The sequence below is a fragment of the Streptomyces sp. NPDC047043 genome (genome assembly GCF_040644055.1).
GTDB lineage: Bacteria > Actinomycetota > Actinomycetes > Streptomycetales > Streptomycetaceae > Streptomyces.
This window is the reverse complement of the sequence record NZ_JBEYVO010000057.1, coordinates 25,077-41,307: the sequence shown is the minus strand read 5'-3', so window position 1 is coordinate 41,307 and position 16,231 is coordinate 25,077. Positions and strand designations below refer to the sequence as shown.

The 16,231-nt window shown below is 69.0% G+C and carries 17 protein-coding genes; 10 read left to right on the top strand and 7 right to left on the bottom strand.

Annotation, left to right across the window (positions count from 1 at the left end):
- Positions 1–86: 86 nt before the first annotated feature.
- Entirely contained in the window at positions 87–977 is an 891-nt protein-coding gene (locus ABZ880_RS51695) for an NADP-dependent oxidoreductase (protein WP_361278325.1), read from the bottom strand.
- Between the two features lie 122 nt (positions 978–1,099).
- On the opposite strand from ABZ880_RS51695, the gene ABZ880_RS51690 reads away from it, so the two are divergent.
- Positions 1,100–1,549 carry a helix-turn-helix domain-containing protein gene (locus ABZ880_RS51690; RefSeq protein ID WP_361278323.1) on the top strand — a complete coding sequence of 150 codons (450 nt, stop codon included), beginning with the start codon at positions 1,100–1,102 and terminating at the stop codon, positions 1,547–1,549.
- On the opposite strand, the gene ABZ880_RS51685 is transcribed toward ABZ880_RS51690, so the two are convergent.
- Both ABZ880_RS51685 and ABZ880_RS51680 read right to left on the bottom strand, forming a co-directional pair.
- Entirely contained in the window at positions 1,506–1,979 is a 474-nt protein-coding gene (locus ABZ880_RS51685) for a MarR family winged helix-turn-helix transcriptional regulator (protein ID WP_361278321.1), read from the bottom strand. The genes ABZ880_RS51690 and ABZ880_RS51685 overlap by 44 nt on opposite strands.
- Positions 1,980–2,114: 135 nt before the next feature.
- A complete protein-coding gene (locus tag ABZ880_RS51680; protein ID WP_361278319.1) occupies positions 2,115–2,585 on the bottom strand; it encodes a hypothetical protein in 471 nt (156 codons plus the stop codon).
- 151 nt (positions 2,586–2,736) lie between these two features.
- On the opposite strand from ABZ880_RS51680, the gene ABZ880_RS51675 reads away from it, so the two are divergent.
- Entirely contained in the window at positions 2,737–3,072 is a 336-nt protein-coding gene (locus ABZ880_RS51675) for a YnfA family protein (RefSeq protein ID WP_361278317.1), read from the top strand.
- A gap of 7 nt (positions 3,073–3,079) precedes the next feature.
- Here ABZ880_RS51675 and ABZ880_RS51670 read toward each other — a convergent pair whose 3' ends face one another.
- On the bottom strand, positions 3,080–3,517 hold the full coding sequence (locus ABZ880_RS51670) for a nuclear transport factor 2 family protein (protein WP_361278315.1): 438 nt from the start codon (positions 3,515–3,517) through the stop codon (positions 3,080–3,082).
- A gap of 166 nt (positions 3,518–3,683) precedes the next feature.
- Between ABZ880_RS51670 and ABZ880_RS51665 the strand changes: the two genes are divergently transcribed.
- The 4 genes from ABZ880_RS51665 to ABZ880_RS51650 all read left to right on the top strand — a co-directional run bounded on the left by ABZ880_RS51665 (position 3,684) and on the right by ABZ880_RS51650 (position 6,864).
- Positions 3,684–4,457, top strand: a complete 774-nt coding sequence (locus tag ABZ880_RS51665; protein ID WP_361278313.1) for an SDR family NAD(P)-dependent oxidoreductase — start codon at positions 3,684–3,686, stop codon at positions 4,455–4,457.
- Entirely contained in the window at positions 4,457–4,609 is a 153-nt protein-coding gene (locus tag ABZ880_RS51660; protein WP_361278311.1) for a hypothetical protein, read from the top strand. The genes ABZ880_RS51665 and ABZ880_RS51660 overlap by 1 nt, the downstream gene beginning before the upstream one ends.
- 17 nt (positions 4,610–4,626) lie before the next feature.
- The gene (locus ABZ880_RS51655; RefSeq protein WP_361278309.1) at positions 4,627–5,889 is read left to right on the top strand and encodes a tyrosine-protein phosphatase; all 1,263 of its coding nucleotides are present in this window, start codon (positions 4,627–4,629) and stop codon (positions 5,887–5,889) included.
- Between the two features lie 141 nt (positions 5,890–6,030).
- A complete protein-coding gene (locus ABZ880_RS51650; protein WP_361278307.1) occupies positions 6,031–6,864 on the top strand; it encodes an LAGLIDADG family homing endonuclease in 834 nt (277 codons plus the stop codon).
- A 48-nt stretch (positions 6,865–6,912) separates the two neighbouring features.
- Here ABZ880_RS51650 and ABZ880_RS51645 read toward each other — a convergent pair whose 3' ends face one another.
- Complete coding sequence (locus ABZ880_RS51645) at positions 6,913–8,106, bottom strand: RtcB family protein (RefSeq protein ID WP_361278304.1); 1,194 nt, start codon at positions 8,104–8,106, stop codon at positions 6,913–6,915.
- 208 nt (positions 8,107–8,314) lie between these two features.
- Between ABZ880_RS51645 and ABZ880_RS51640 the strand changes: the two genes are divergently transcribed.
- The 3 genes from ABZ880_RS51640 (at position 8,315) to ABZ880_RS51630 (ending at position 11,666) form a co-directional block, all read left to right on the top strand.
- Complete coding sequence (locus ABZ880_RS51640) at positions 8,315–9,166, top strand: DUF3558 domain-containing protein (protein WP_361278302.1); 852 nt, start codon at positions 8,315–8,317, stop codon at positions 9,164–9,166.
- Positions 9,167–9,287: 121 nt separating this feature from the next.
- Complete coding sequence (locus ABZ880_RS51635; RefSeq protein WP_361278300.1) at positions 9,288–10,214, top strand: DUF3558 family protein; 927 nt, start codon at positions 9,288–9,290, stop codon at positions 10,212–10,214.
- A gap of 156 nt (positions 10,215–10,370) precedes the next feature.
- Positions 10,371–11,666, top strand: coding sequence for a DUF2637 domain-containing protein (locus tag ABZ880_RS51630; RefSeq protein WP_361278298.1), 1,296 nt, complete (start codon positions 10,371–10,373; stop codon positions 11,664–11,666).
- A gap of 45 nt (positions 11,667–11,711) precedes the next feature.
- Here ABZ880_RS51630 and lysS read toward each other — a convergent pair whose 3' ends face one another.
- Positions 11,712–13,457 (bottom strand): lysine--tRNA ligase, encoded by a 1,746-nt coding sequence (gene lysS / locus ABZ880_RS51625; RefSeq protein WP_361278295.1) that lies wholly within the window; start codon positions 13,455–13,457, stop codon positions 11,712–11,714.
- Positions 13,458–13,603: 146 nt separating this feature from the next.
- On the opposite strand from lysS, the gene argS reads away from it, so the two are divergent.
- On the top strand, positions 13,604–15,367 hold the full coding sequence (argS, locus tag ABZ880_RS51620) for an arginine--tRNA ligase (RefSeq protein ID WP_361278293.1): 1,764 nt from the start codon (positions 13,604–13,606) through the stop codon (positions 15,365–15,367).
- On the opposite strand, the gene ABZ880_RS51615 is transcribed toward argS, so the two are convergent.
- A complete protein-coding gene (locus ABZ880_RS51615; RefSeq protein ID WP_361278291.1) occupies positions 15,345–16,208 on the bottom strand; it encodes a class I SAM-dependent methyltransferase in 864 nt (287 codons plus the stop codon). The two genes, argS and ABZ880_RS51615, sit on opposite strands and share 23 nt — an antisense overlap.
- Positions 16,209–16,231 lie beyond the last annotated feature (23 nt).

Genomic DNA, 16,231 nt, shown 5'->3' with positions numbered 1-16,231 from the left:
CGTAGCGGAGCTACTAGGGCTTTTGACCGGTGCGGCGAGAGGGCGTGCCGGGCGTCGCGACGCCGCGGAGATCCATCAGAAGAGCCCTAGGGCACCAGCACCAACCGGCCGCGCACCCCGCCCTCCGCCAGGCGGGCGTGCGCCTTCGGGGCCTCCTCGAGGGCGTACGTCTCGGCCACCCGCAGTGTCAGCACGCCCTCGTCGACCAGCGCCGCCAGCTCGGCCAACTGCGCCCCGTCGGCGTTCACTTCGACCGCACCGGTCCGCACGCCGCGCACGGACGCAGGGGCCGCCTGCGGAATGACGCCGAGGTACGCGCCGCCGTCCCGCACCCACTCCAGAGCCGCCTCGCCGAGGATCGCCGCGTCCAGCACGGCGTCGACGCTCCCCGCCCCGACGGCGCCGGACGCGAAGTGCGCGGCCCCCAGCGACCGTACGAGCTCCTCGTCGTCCTCCCTGGCCAGCGCGGTCACCGAAATCCCGCGGCGCGCGGCGAGTTGGACGGCGAATCCGCCGACCGCACCCGCCGCACCGGTGATCAGCAGCGACTGTCCCTCCCCCAACTCCAGCAGATCCAGGGCCTGTACGGCGGTCAGGGCGTTCAGCGGCAGTGTCGCCGCGTGCACGGCGTCGACCGTGGCCGGCGCCTTCGCCACCGCGTCCGTGTCGACGACGACGTACTCGGCATGCGTGCCCAGCGGCTTCACCATGCCGTAGTCCAGCGCCACCACCTCGTCGCCGACGCTCCAGGCGGTGGCCACGCCCGTCGCGTCCACCGTCCCGGCGACGTCCCAGCCGAGCCCGATCTGCTTGCCGCCGCCACCGAAGACGCCCTGCCGCACTCCTGCGTCCACCGGGTTCAGGGCGGCGGCCGCGGCCTTGATCCGCACCTGCCGCGCGGCCGGCTCGGGCACGTCCACGTCCACGACCTCCACGGCCTCGGGGCCGCCGAACGTCCTCACCACTGCAGCACGCATGGTTATTTCTCCCGTAATGAGACTCTTCGAATGGTTTCGCTCTGCTGCAACAACCCTAGGAAGAGTTACTATCCAGGAGGAAGTAGTTACCTGAAGGTGCCTACCTCACCGGGAGGAGAGCCATGGCGACCACGACAGCGGCCCAGAAGCGCGAGCAGGCCCGCGTGGAGTACGACGCGTTTCTCCGCGCCTGCCCGACCAACCAGCTCCTGGACCGCCTCAGCGACAAGTGGGTCAGCCTCGTCCTCGCGGCCCTCGCCTCCGGCCCCATGCGCTACAGCGACCTCAGCCGCAAGATCGCGGGCGTGAGCCCCAAGATGCTGACGCAGACCCTGCGTTCACTGGAACGCGACGGCATCCTCACCCGCACGGTCACCCCGTCCGTACCGGTCCGCGTCGACTACGAACTCACCGAACTCGGCAGCAGCCTCGCCCAGTTGATGACCGCGGTGAAGACATGGGCCGAGACCCACTTCGACGAGGTGCACGAGGCCCGCGAACGCTACGACGCGGAGAGCGCCCAGCCGCTCAGACCTCGCCGGCCCGCAGCCGCGCGACCTGCCGGCCGCTGAACTCCACCGTGCGCCTCATGTGCCCGATCACCACGGCGAGTTCGGCGTCGTCCAGCTCCTCGAAGAGGGCGGACCAGCCGCCGCCCAGCCGCTCCCACATCCGCCCGAACTCGGCGATCCGCTCCGGCACGGTCGCCACCAGCACCTTCCGCCGGTCGGCGGCGTCCCGCTCCCGTACGACATAGCCCGCCTTCTCCAGCCGGTCCACCAGCCGCGTCGCCGACCCGGTGGTCAGCCCCGTCAGCTCGGCGATCCGGCCGGTCGTCACCGGACCGCCCTCCAGCGTCAGCAGGTTCAGGCACTGCAGATCGGTGGGGTGCAGGCCCAGATGGTCGGCGACGGCCTGGTTGAAGAGGGCGTACGAGGCCATGTAGCGGCGCGAGACGGCGGACAGCTCGTCCATCAGACGCTCACGCGCGTTCCCGGCCATACCCGCCGCTCCTCCGCTCCTCTTCACCTGCTCCGTCCGACCAGTCTGCCCAGCCTGCTTCGCCTGCTTCGTCTGCGCGATGCAGAGATCGTACGACGCAGCAGTCGCACCCCCGCCCACCGGAAGCAGAGCCCGTCAGAAGTAGTACTCGTCCCCGGTGTCCAGCACGAGTACCCGCTGCTCGTCGTTCTCCCGGTTGCGGTCGACGACACCACCGGCCCACACCGTGTCCATCTCGAGCCGCACCTCGGCGGGCTTCCCCTCCAGCCGCACCTGCACCGTGACCTGCGCGCCCACCTCGCCCGAGGCCAGCGGCCCGACCCGGCACAGCAGCACCCGCGGCCCCGACCGCGCACACCCCTGCGGCAGCAGCTGCCCGTCCGCGAGCGGCGCCGACCAGCGCAGCCGCACCGTCGCGTCCGGCACGTCCGACGGCCCGTGGTTGCGCGGCGTGAACCGCACGAAGACCCGGCCGGCGGCCATGGACACGGCACCGTGATACGCCAGATCCGCCTCGGTGTCATCGACGGCTCCGGCAGGCAGAGCCGCTGCTGTCACCGCCGCCAGAGCGGCGCCCCCCGCCGCAAGAACCCGCATCCTCCGCATACCGCCGCTCCTCGCTCCGCGTGGTCGCCACGAGGTCGCACGGTGACGCCGCGTGGTCGTACGGATGTATCCCACGCGCGGCACGCGGCAGGCGCCGTCCATCAGGTGACAGCAAACACGTAGGTGACAGCGGGCATGCCAAGCTGCGGGCATGCTCGTCGCACGCTCCGCCGCCCTCTTCGTCGTCGCCGCCCTCTTCGAGATCGGCGGCGCCTGGCTGGTCTGGCAGGGCGTGCGCGAACACCGCGGCTGGCTGTGGATCACGGGCGGCGTCCTCGCCCTCGGCGCCTACGGCTTCGTCGCCACCTTCCAGCCCGACGCCCACTTCGGCCGCATCCTCGCCGCGTACGGCGGCATCTTCGTCGCCGGGTCGATCCTGTGGGGCGTGGTCGCGGACGGCTTCCGCCCGGACCGCTGGGACGTGACCGGCGCGCTGATCTGCCTGGCCGGCATGGCGGTGATCATGTGGGCGCCGCGCGGCGGCTGAACCGCTCTCAGGACGGCTCGTCGGGCAGCAGCCCCAGCTGCCCCAGGAACTCCATCTCGTCGAAGTAGAGCCGGTAGTCGATGATCCGTCCGTCCTCGCCGACGGTGGCGAGGTCCACCCCGCGGATCCTGACCTCCTTCTGCGTCGCAGGCAGCGTGTCCCCGGACGGCAGCTGGATCGGCCCGGTGTTGCGGCCGCTGAAGAACCCCTCGTCTATGGCCGTGTTCCCGATCTCGTACGAGTGCACCATCTCGAACGACCCGTCCGGAATCGCGTCCGTCATCTGCCGCCAGTACTCGGCGATGTTGTCGCGCCCGCGGATCTCCCCTTCGTCCGGGGTGAACGCGACCGCATCCGGTGCGTAGAGCTCGCCGATCGTCTTCGGGTCCGCGTGCGTCGTGACCGCCTCGGTGAGCCGGTCCATGACCTCTCGCGCCTGTCCCATGATCCACCTCCGCAGGACCGGAGGACCACCCATCTCATCGTCCCACCCGGCGAAGTCGTCCGCGCATCGAGTGTCCGCGCATTGAAAAGGCGGACGGCCCGCCGACCGACGTCACCTACCCTGGGCAGCAGCCAGCCGCCGTACCAGCCGCCTCGAGGAGCACCCCATGGCCACCGCCCCGTCCGCCGCCTCCCGCATCGCCGTCGTCACCGGTGCGAGCAGCGGAATCGGCGCCGCCACGGCCCGCCGGCTCGCCGCGGCCGGCTACCGGGTCGTCCTCACCGCCCGCCGCAAGGACCGCATCGAGGCACTGGCGGAGGAGATCAACTCGGCCGGCCACTCGGCGACGGCGTACCAGCTGGACGTCACCGACCGCACCGCGGTCGACGAGTTCGCCACCGCCTTCAAGACGATCGGCGTCCTCGTCAACAACGCGGGCGGCGCGCTCGGCGCCGACCCGGTCGCGACCGGCGACCCCGCCGACTGGCGCACGATGTACGAGACGAACGTCCTCGGCACCCTGAACGTCACCCAGGCCCTGCTCCCGAAGCTCGTCGCGAGCGGCGACGGAACAGTCGTGGTCGTCTCCTCCACCGCCGGCCACGGCACCTACGAGGGCGGCGCGGGCTACGTCGCCGCCAAGCACGGCTCCCACGTCCTCGCCGAAACCCTCCGCCTGGAGATCGTCGGCCAGCCGGTCCGCGTCATCGAGATCGCGCCCGGCATGGTCAAGACCGACGAGTTCGCGCTCACCCGCTTCGGCGGCGACGAGGAGAAGGCGACCAAGGTCTACGAGGGCGTGGCCGAACCCCTCACCGCCGACGACGTCGCGGACACCATCACCTGGGCGGTCACCCGCCCCCACCACGTCAACGTCGACCTCCTGGTCCTGCGCCCACGTGCCCAGGCCTCCAACACGAAGGTCCACCGGGAGCTGTGATGACCGACGACGCCGCCCGGGAGGCCGAACAGCAGCGCCTGTCGCTGGAGAAGAAGCGCGAACGGTACGTCTGGTACTACCTCGCGTACTTCCTCTTCGGCATCCACATCGTCGCGTTCGTGATGATCTACGCGGTGCTGCACGCCAAGTAGACGTAGGGTCACCGTCTGTGGACAGACACATACCTTTCGACGCGCTGCACAACTTCCGCGACCTGGGCGGCTACACGACCCCGGACGGCCTGCGGATCCGCCCCGGGCGCCTGTACCGCGCGGACTCGCTGGGCAAGCTGCGGCAGGGCACGGAGGACTGGTCCCGCTTCCTGTCCCTGGGCATCCGCACGGTCATCGACCTCCGCCACCCCTGGGAGATCGAGAAGCGGGGCCGCGTCCCGTCCGCCCCCTCCTTCACCTACCACAACCTCAGCATCGAGCACCGCCCGTACAACCAGCCGGCGCTGCCCCCCGAGGTCGACCCGGGCCCGTACCTGGCGGAGCGCTACATGGAGGTTGCGGAGGACGGCACGAAGGAAATCCGCCGCGCACTGGAACTGGTGGCGGACGCGGCGGAGTCGGGCCGGCCACTGGTCTTCCACTGCGCGTCGGGCAAGGACCGCACGGGCCAACTGGCCGCACTGACCCTTGAGTTGCTGGGCATCCCGGACGAGACGATCATCGAGGACTACAGCCTCACGGAACTGGCGACAGAGGCGATGGTGGCGGCCTGGACGGCGCGGGAGGGCCACGCGCCGACGTGGCTGGGCTTCGGACGGGCGCCGGAGTCGGTGATGCGGCTGTTCCTGGCGGCGCTGAGAAAGCGCTACGGCTCGGCGGCGAACTACGTGACGAAGGAACTCTCCCTGGACGCCGAGGAATTGGGCCGACGGCTGCGCACGGCACTCCTTGAGCCCCGCCCCACGACGTGGCCGCCCCTGACCTACCGCAGGGCTGAATCGGCAGACGCGACAACCCTGGTCCGCCTCCGCGACTCGGCCGCGCTCTGGCAGCTGGCCCGCGGAATCGACCAGTGGAAGCCGGGAGAAAAGGACGAGACCCACTTCCGAGCACGCATGCAGCAGGGCGAGGTCTGGCTGGCCCACACGGGCCCCCATCTGGCGGGCGCCTGGGAACTCTGGTGGGAGGACGAGCCGGCCTGGGGCCCCCGCCCCGCGGACGCCGGCTACATCCACCGCCTGATGACAACACCCCACACGGCCCCACCGGGCACAGGCCGCAAGATGCTGGCGGAAGCGGAGTCCCGAATCACCGCGACAGGCCGCCCCTATGCCCGCCTGGACTGCCTGTCCTCCAACCCCCAACTCTGCGCGTACTACGAGTCGGCGGGCTACAAGGTGGTCGGCGAACAGTCGGCCAAACAGGACGGCACGGGCAGCCCGTACGCGGTGACACTGCTGGAGAAACGGCTCGCGTAACCCACAGGGTGAACCGTCTCGATCACTCGAACGGAGCATGAACTAGCGATCTAGGCTCGCAGCACAACATCAAAGAGACGGCCCTCAACCGGGATGCCGCCCGGAAGAGGGCCTGACCAGCAAGGAAGGATCAGCTTCCTCATGGCTGACTGCGAGCCTAGCGCCCACCAGTTCATGGACCTGACGGTCCCCGAGTACGCGTACATGTTCGGCTTCTTGCAGGCGGACGGGCACTTGTACCAGGGCGCCGGACAGAAAGGCCGTCTGACTGTCGAGCTCAACGCGCGGGACGTCGATCTGCTGTACAGGTTCAAGAACCTGACTCCGTACAACAGCAGCGTCACCGAGCGCACGCGGTCCATGAACTTCGCCGAGAACCATCACTCGGCGATCTGGACCCTGTGCTCCCTCGAGGCCAGGACAAGACTCAATGAACTCGGCCTGCCTTACGGGCGCAAGTCACGGAAGATCACCCCGTCCCACGTCGCCTTCTCCAGCCGCGATTACCTTCGGGGCCTCATCGACGCCGACGGATCGGTCGGCTACACGGGCCCAGGCCGGCCCTTCATCTCTCTGACCACGTCGAGCACTGCCATCGGTGCATACCTGTGCTCCTACGCGAGGAAGATCACGGGAGCCGAACGCCTCATCAAACGCAATACACGCGACGAGGTCTACAACATCTCGTACGAGAAGGAGGCGGCGCAGGATCTGGTAGCCGACCTGTACTACCCGGGCTGCCTGTCTCTCGGCCGCAAGCGGGTCAAGGCCGACGCGCTCGTCCGCTGGACCCGTCCGCTCGACATGCGCGTCGTGCACTCACGACGCCATTGGACTACCCGAGATGACCAAGTGCTGCCTAAATCCGACGACATCCCGGCAGTGGCTGAGGAACTCGGACGCACGGAGACGAGCTGCCGTCTGCGCCTGTGGCGGCTCCGCAACAGCCGGATGATGACGCCAAGCGACAGCTAGAGCAGAGAACTTGGGGCCCGGGCCGACAACGGCCCGGGCCCCTCCCGTTCAACCCTTCACGCAAACGACCTGCTTCAGCTTCGCCACGACCTCTACGAGATCCCGCTGCTGGTCGATGACCTGCTCGATCGGCTTGTACGCGCCCGGGATCTCGTCCACTACGCCGGAGTCCTTACGGCACTCCACGCCCCGCGTCTGCTCCTCCAGGTCCTTCGTCGTGAAGCGACGCTTCGCCGCGCTGCGGCTCATGCGCCGACCCGCGCCGTGCGAGGCGGAGTTGAAGGCCTTCTCGTTGCCGAGCCCCTTCACGATGTACGAGCTGGTGCCCATCGAGCCGGGAATGATCCCGAATTCGCCGGAGCCCGCCCGGATCGCACCCTTGCGGGTGACCAACAGGTCCATGCCCTGGTATCGCTCCTCCGCAACGTAGTTGTGGTGGCACGAGATCTCCGGCTCGAAGGTCGGCTTCGCCTTCTTGAACTCCTTACGGACCACGTCCTTCAGGAGCGCCATCATGATCGTGCGGTTGTACTTCGCGTACTCCTGCGCCCAGAAAAGGTCGTTGCGGTATGCCGCCATCTGAGGCGTGTCCGAAACGAAGACGGCGAGGTCGCGGTCGACCAAGCCCTGGTTGTGCGGGAGCCTCTGAGCCACACCGATGTGGTGCTCAGCCAGCTCCTTACCGATGTTCCTGGATCCGGAGTGAAGAGTAAGCCAAACCACCCCCTCAGAATCGAACAAAAGTTCGATATAGTGGTTGCCGGCTCCGAGCGTCCCCATCTGCTTAACGGCCCGCTCCTCCCGGAACTTAACCGCCTCCGCAACCCCGTCGAACCGCCCCCAGAAGTCATCCCACCCCGCAGTGGCGAGCCCATGGAACCGCCCCGGCTCCACAGGGCTGTCATGCATCCCCCGCCCCACAGGAATCGCCTGCTCGATCTTCGACCGAAGCCGCGACAGATCCCCCGGCAGATCATTCGCCGTGAGCGAGGTCTTCACCGCCGACATCCCGCAGCCGATGTCCACCCCCACCGCCGCAGGACACACAGCCCCCTGCATCGCGATGACGGAACCGACCGTCGCGCCCTTGCCGTAGTGGACGTCCGGCATGACCGCGAGGCCCTTGATCCACGGGAGGGTCGCGACGTTGCGGAGCTGCTGCAGGGCGCCGTCCTCGACCGTCGTCGGGTCGGTCCACATCCGGATCGGTACCTTCGCGCCCGGCATCTCTACGTACGACATATCGTCCTCTTTCCCCCGAAACAACAACAGAAGTCTGTAAACGCAAAACCGGTGCCAAGGTCGAAGAAAAGGGACAACGGACCGGCGTCCACGGCAGTGCGTGCGATACACATTGTCTGCCGGGGGCGCCCCCGTGCGGCAAGCGAATAACCAGCGGGGACACTGGTCGAACCGATCGCCAGACCCCACCGTCGAGAGGAGCCCGACCGTGCAGCGGAAGGCCTATCTACCCGGCGTCGCGGCGCTCCTCGCCGTGCTGCTGGCCGGCTGCACCGGCGGCTCGAGCGACGACAGCAGCACCGACGACTCCAACCCCGGTGATGCAGGAACGGCCAGCGCGGCCGCCCAGCCGGGCAAGTACCGCACGCTCCCGGAGCCGTGCAGCGCGATCGACCAGGACACCCTCGACTCGCTCCTGCCCGGCATCAAGCAGATCACCGACGAGGAGCAGCGGGACAAGGCGTACGAGGGCGAGGCGACGCAGACGTTCGACACGGACCGCAAGGTCGGCTGCCGCTGGAAGGTCGATTCGACGGATGCCACGGATCGTCTTTACGTCGACTTCGAACGTGTCGTCTCGTACCACAACTCCGTGAGCGACGACAGCGAGGCGGAGCAGGTGTTCGCGACGAAGGTGGCCGCGGCCGACCTGCCCGAGCCGGCCACCTCCAGTTCCGATTCCGGTTCCAGCGGCAGTGGCGATGCCGACTCCTCGGCCTCCGCCTCCACTTCCCCCTCGGCCTCCTCTTCCGCTTCCTCCTCGGCCGACTCCGCCGACTCCGCCTCGGATTCCGCTTCTCCGTCCGCCACTCCGTCTAGCCTGCTGCCCCGCACCCTGTCCGACCTCGGCGACGAGGCCTTCCTCGACGACGCGCTGAGCGGGTCCGCTTCGACGGCTCAGCAGCGGACGGTGACTGTGGCGTTCCGCACGTCCAACGTCATCGTGACCATCGAGTACGAGGAGCAGCCGGCCACGGTCGGGACCGTGCCGGACAGCAAGGAAATGCAGGACAGGGCCCGGAAACTGGCCGCCTCGCTGGCGGACACGCTGGCCGGTTAGCGGGCGTTCGGCCCTGTCTCGCGTCCGTCCGCAAAGCTTGCGAAGCAGAAGCACACAGTTTCCTCACCGCGTACCGTGGCCCCTCGGACCCGAACCCGCCGACCGCAGGAACCACAGCGTCATGAGTGAAGGAACCATGCAGCGAGCAGCAGAGCGAGACCAGCGGACCCAGCGAGACCGGCCAGCGAAGCGTTCAAGCCGCTTCCTTGTCTGCGCGGTCGCAGTGCCCGTGATGGTGCTCGCCGCCGGCTGCTCCTCGGACTCCGGCTCCGACGACGGAGGCAGCAAGGGTGCGGGCGGTGACTCGTCGTCGTCCGCGTCCGGTGCGAGCGCGTCGCCGACGGTGCAGGCGGCGGCGTACAAGAAGTTGCCGGATTCGTGTGGGGTGTTGTCGAAGAAGACGCTGACCTCGCTGGTGCCGAAGGGTGCGAAGTCCGGCAAGGAGGGCAAGTCGGGCGATGCGGCGACGCGGGCGAGTTGCTCGTGGAGCAGCCTGGACAACAACGGTGTGAAGGGCTCGCAGTTCCGCTGGCTGAACGTCTCGCTGCTGCGTTTCGAGTCGGACGCTACGCGCGGCGAGGGCAACCAACTGGCGCACGCGTACTACGAGAAGCAGGTCAAGGACGCCCAGGCGGTTCAGGGCGCGAAGAACACGAAGTCGGAGCCGGTCGCCGGGACGGGCGACGAGGCGACGCTGGTGCGTTACGACCTGAAGAAGAAGGAGGGTTCCTTCAAGCAGCAGACGGTCGTGACGCGCGTCGAGAACGTCGTCATCACGCTGGACTACAACGGCGCGGGCCTGGCCGGTGAGAAGACGCCGAGCGCGGACACCCTGGCGAAGGTCGCGGAGAAGGCGGCGAAGGAGGCGGTCGCCTCGGTGGCGGCGGCGAACGGCGACGGCAGCGGGAGCACGGGCTCCGGTTCGGGTTCGGGCACGGCGAAGCCCTCGCCTTCGAAGTCGGCGTCGAAGTCCCCGTCGGCGTCTCCGTCGAAGGCCTCGAAGTCCTCTTCGGCGTCTCCGTCCTCCTCAGCGTCCAAGAAGAGCTGACTGTCACATCTGGACGGCAACTCGCAGCTCAGCACCGCTTTTTGACGGAGTCCGGCCCCCTGTGGGGACCGGGCTCCACCCGTTCCGTTACCTCGTCGGGCGCACACATGTGCCACTCTGTTGCGCGCAACAGCACGCAATGGGAGGGGAGTACGGGTGGCCGCGCCACTGCAGCTGACTCGGATGCACCGGATTCTCATCGGCGTGGTCGTGACCGGCGCCGTGATCATCGCCGGCATCGGCTTCGCCGGTTCGTATGCGGCGGTCCGCGAGTTGGCCATCAAGAAGGGCTTCGGGAACTTCTCCTATGTGTTCCCGATCGGCATCGACGCGGGCATCTGTGTGCTGCTCGCGCTGGACCTTCTCCTCACCTGGATACGCATACCGTTCCCGCTGCTGCGGCAGACGGCCTGGCTGCTGACGGCGGCGACGATCGCGTTCAACGGCGCGGCGGCGTGGCCGGATCCGCTGGGTGTGGGTATGCACGCGGTGATCCCGGTGCTGTTCGTGGTGTCCGTCGAGGCGGCCCGGCATGCGATCGGCCGTATCGCGGACATCACGGCGGACAAGCACATGGAGGGCGTGCGCCTCACGCGCTGGCTGCTCTCCCCGGTCCCGACGTTCCTTCTCTGGCGCCGGATGAAGCTGTGGGAGCTGCGCTCCTACGAGCAGGTCATCAAGCTGGAGCAGGAGCGTCTGGTGTACCAGGCGCGGCTGCGTTCGCGGTTCGGGCGTGCGTGGCGTCGTAAGGCTCCGGTGGAGTCGTTGATGCCGCTGCGGCTGGCCCGGTACGGGGTGCCGCTGGCGGAGACGGCTCCGTCGGGTCTGGCGGCGGCGGGCATCGAGCCGGCGCTGCTTCCGCCGGCGCCGCGGGTCGAGGCGTCTGCGCCTCCGCGGGCCGTCGAGGCGGCGCACGTTCCGCAGCAGCCGCCGGCGCCCGTCGAGGAGCAGTACCAGCAGGGACCGGATCAGAGCCCCTGGTTCAACGTCCCGCAGCAGGTCGAGTACCACGGCGACTACGACCCCGCGTACGACCCGGAGCAGTACGCGCAGTGGTTCGCGGAGCAGCAGCAGGCCGAGCTGTACCAGCAGGAGCAGTTCCCGCAGGACCAGTACCCGCAGGACCAGTACCCGCAGGAGCAGTTCCCGCAGGAGCAGTTCCCGGAGGAGCCCTCTTCGGAGGAGACCGGCAGCTTCCCCATTCCGGTCAGTCCGGGCCGTACGCGCGAGCTCGGTGAGGGCGGAGGTCCCCCGGAGCCGGACGAGGACGCGTACTACCAGGTCTTCCGTGAGTCGATAAAGACCGGGAACGGAGCGCCGACCCCCAAGGGGTTCATCGCCGATGTCGAGGCGACGTACGGCGTCACGCTTCCGCAACGCGAGGCCGAGCAGATGGTGAACCGCTTCTCCAACCGGCTCAACGCGGAGCTGGCGGAAGAGCACATCGCATGAGAAAGCGCCCGGTGCCGCACGGCACCGGGCGCTTTCCTCACGGTGTCACTCCCCGAGCAGGGCCCGGACCCGCTCCTGCCCCACGGCCAGCAGCAGCGTGGGCAGTCGGGGACCGGTGTCGCGGCCGACCAGCAGGTGGTAGAGCAGCGCGAAGAAGGTCCGCTGGGCGGTCTTGATCTCGGCCGGCAGCTCCTTGGGCGTGGCGTCGGCCGGGAACCCGGCCTGGACCTTGGGGACGCCGTACACGAGGTGTGTGAGTCCGTCGAGCGACCAGTGCGACTCGAGGCCGTCGAGCAGCAGCCGCAGTGACTGCTGGGAGGCCTCGTCGAGGGACTTCAGCAGGTCCGCGTCGGGTTCGTCGCGCACGATGGTCCGCTGGTCGGCGGGGACGTGCGTGTTGATCCAGGCTTCGGCCTTGTCGTAGCGCGGGCGTGCCTCGTCCAGGGAGCCGAGCGGGTCCGCGGGGTCGAGTTCGCTGAGGATCCGCAGCGCCTGGTCCGTGTGCCCGGCGGTGATGTCCGCGACCGAGGCGAGGGTCCGGTACGGCAGCGGGCGGGGCGTCTTGGGCAGTTCGCCGCCGGCCGTGCGTACCGCGCGTGAGTGCGCGGCGATGTCGGCCGGGAGGGCGGAGGCGTCGGCGACCTTGGCGTCGAGCTTGTCCCACTCGTCGTAGAGGCGCTGGATCTCCTGGTCGAAGGCGATCTTGAAGGACTGGTTGGGGCGGCGGCGGGCGTAGAGCCAGCGCAGGAGCTGCGGCTCCATGATCTTCAGGGCGTCGGCGGGGGTGGGGACCCCGCCTCGCGAGGACGACATCTTGGCCATGCCGCTGATGCCGACGAAGGCGTACATCGGCCCGATGGGCTGCTTGCCGCCGAAGATCCCGACGATCTGGCCACCCACCTGGAAGCTCGACCCCGGGGACGAGTGGTCGACACCGCTCGGCTCGAAGATGACACCCTCGTAGGCCCAGCGCATCGGCCAGTCGACCTTCCAGACGAGCTTGCCGCGGTTGAACTCGTTCAGCCGGACGGTCTCGGAGAAGCCGCACGACGTGCAGGCGTACGTCAGCTCGGTGGTCTCGTCGTCGTAGGAGGTGACCGTCGTGAGGTCCTTCTCGCAGTTGCCGCAGTAGGGCTTGTACGGGAAGTATCCGGCGGAGCCGCTGCTGCCGTCGTCCTCGCCGGCCGCGCCCGAGCCCTCGGCGGCCTCGAGCTCGGCCTCGTCCACCGGCTTCTGGCCCTGCTTCTGCTTCGCCGGGGCCTTCTTGGTGCGGTACTGGTCGAGGATCGCGTCGATGTCGGCGCGGTGGGCGATGGCGTGCAGGATCTGCTCGCGGTACACGCCGGAGGTGTACTGCGCGGTCTGGCTGATCCCGTCGAACTCGACGCCCAGCTCGGCGAGCGACTCGATCATGGCGGCCTTGAAGTGCTCGGCCCAGTTGGGGTGCGCGGACCCCTTCGGGGCGGGCACGGAGGTCAGCGGCTTGCCGATGTGCTCGGCCCAGGTCTCGTCGATCCCGGCGATGCCGGCCGGCACCTTGCGGTAGCGGTCGTAGTCGTCCCAGGAGATCAGGTGCCGGACCTGGTGGCCGCGGCGGCGGATCTCGTCGGCGACGAGGTGCGGGGTCATGACCTCGCGGAGGTTGCCGAGGTGGATCGGTCCGGAGGGCGACAGGCCGGACGCGACGACGACAGGTTTGCCGGGGGCCCGACGCTCCGACTCCTCGATGACGTCATCCGCGAAACGGGAGACCCAGTCGGCGGTCTCGGTGCTCTGAGCCACGATCGGCACGTCCTTCTTTCTCCGGGGCAGCCAGTACGGTCAACGGCTGACGCCCCATTCTCCCAGACCGCCTCGCGCCCGGGAAAACGGCTTTACCCCCCATGGGATACTGGTTGGGTCTATCGATCCCCACGAGGAGAACGGCACCCCTTCCTATGGCCTCGGTCACGTCCCTCAGCGACTCCGTCCAGCAGCACCTCGCTTCCGCCCTCTCGGCCACCCTGCCGGAGGCGTCGGGCGCAGACCCGCTGCTGCGACGTAGCGACCGGGCCGACTTCCAGGCCAACGGCATTCTGGCGCTGGCCAAGAAGGCGAAGGCGAACCCGCGGGAGCTGGCGACGCAGGTGGTCTCCCAGGTCGTCACGGGTGAGGAACTGATCAAGGAGGTCGAGGTCTCCGGCCCCGGCTTCCTGAACGTCACGATCTCCGACAGGGCGATCACGCAGACCCTCGCGGAGCGCTACGCGGACGACACCGGCCGCCTCGGTGTCCCCCTCGCCCCGGCCCCCGGCATCACGGTCGTGGACTACGCCCAGCCGAACGTGGCGAAGGAGATGCACGTCGGTCACCTCCGCTCGGCGGTGATCGGCGACGCCCTGCGCGGGATGCTCGACTTCACGGGCGAGAAGACGATCGGCCGGCACCACATCGGCGACTGGGGCACCCAGTTCGGCATGCTCATCCAGTACCTGTTCGAGCACCCCGGCGAGCTGGCCCCGGCGACGGACGTCGACGGCGAGCAGGCCATGTCGAACCTGAACCGGGTGTACAAGGCCTCGCGTGCGGTGTTCGACGCGGACGAGGAGTTCAAGGAGCGCGCCCGGAAGCGGGTCGTGGCCCTGCAGTCCGGCGACAAGGAGACCCTGGAACTCTGGCAGCAGTTCGTGGACGAGTCGAAGGTCTACTTCTACTCGGTCTTCGAGAAGCTGGACATGGAGATCCGCGACGAGGAGATCGTCGGCGAGTCCGCGTACAACGAGGGCATGCCCGAGACGGCCCGCCTCCTGGAGGAGATGGGCGTCGCGGTCCGCTCCGAGGGCGCGCTGGTCGTGTTCTTCGACGACATCCGCGGCAAGGACGACCAGCCGGTCCCGCTGATCGTGCAGAAGGCCGACGGCGGCTTCGGTTACGCCGCCTCCGACCTGACCGCGATCCGCAACCGCGTCTTCGACCTGCACGCGACGACGCTGCTGTACGTCGTGGACGTGCGCCAGTCGCTGCACTTCAAGATGGTCTTCGAGGCAGCCCGCCGCGCCGGCTGGCTCGCCGACGACGTCACCGCGCACAACATGGGCTACGGCACGGTGCTGGGCGCGGACGGCAAGCCGTTCAAGACGCGTGAGGGCGAGACGGTACGGCTGGAGGATCTGCTGGACGAGGCGGTGCAGCGGGCCGCCGAGGTCGTACGGGAGAAGGCCCTGGACCTCACCGAGGACGAGATCCAGGAGCGGGCCGCGCAGGTGGGCATCGGCGCGGTGAAGTACGCCGACCTGTCCACATCTCCCAACCGCGACTACAAGTTCGACCTGGACCAGATGGTGTCGCTGAACGGCGACACGAGCGTGTACCTGCAGTACGCGTACGCCCGGATCCAGTCGATCCTGCGCAAGGCCGGGGAGACGAAGCCGGCCGCCCACCCGGAGCTCGAACTCGCCCCGGCGGAGCGCGCGTTGGGCCTGCACGTGGACGCGTTCGGTGACACGGTCTTCGAGGCTGCCGCGGAGTACGCACCGCACAAGCTGGCCGCGTACCTGTACCAACTGGCGTCGCTGTACACGTCGTTCTACGACAAGTGCCCGGTCCTCAAGGCCGACACCCCGGCCCAGGTGGAGAACCGTCTGTTCCTGTGCGACATGACGGCCCGCACCCTGCACCGGGGCATGGCACTGCTGGGCATCAGGACACCCGAGCGGCTCTGACCGCGGCGGCGGACCGGGGCCGTCGCGCGGTGACCGCCACGGTCGCGTACGTCATGGTGAAGCGGCCGCCGTGTGCGTCGATGGCGGCCCCAACCCCCTCCAGCATCCGCGCGAGCCGGTCCGCGGGAAGCCGGGTGAAGGCGCCCTGGGTGGGCATGACGTCCAGCCAGGCGTCGCGGGTGTACGTGAACTCCCAGTCGTAGCGCCACTGTTCGGGCTCGCCGAAGGCACGGGCGGCCCGCATGCCGTCGGCGGCCTTGTCGAACCCCGACTGATACGTCTGCAGCGCGGGTCGCGTCAGGGCCGCGCGGAAGTCGAAGGGCAGGCCGGTGACTTCGCGCTCGATGACGTCGGCGAAGGCTTCGCCGAGCTCGGACGGCAGCTGGGCCACGTTCCAGAAAGGGACCAGCAGGCCGCCGGGCCGAAGCACGCGAGCCGCCTTCGCCGCGCCCACGACGGGATCGACCCAGTGCCAGGCGGTCCCGGCGACGACGGCGTCGAACTGCCGCCCGCCGGGCTCCCATTGCTCGATCGTCGCCACTTCCACGTCCACGTCGAGCATCCGCGCCACTTCGGCCATACGTGCGTCGGGCTCGACCCCGAGCACCCGGCACCCGGCGGCCCGGAACTGCCGCGCGACGATCCCCGTACCGCAGCCGACGTCGAGGACGTCCGTGCCCGGGATTCCGGCGACGATGCGCTGCAGCAGGGCGTCGGGGTAGCGGGGCCGGGCCCGGTCGTAGCGCTCGGGATCCGTGCCGAAGGACTCGGCGATGTCCCGGCGCCGATGGGGTTCGCTCTCGGCACCCGGTGGTTGCGGCTGAGACGGTAAAGTGGGCATGCGCCCACTATGGATGGCCGGCA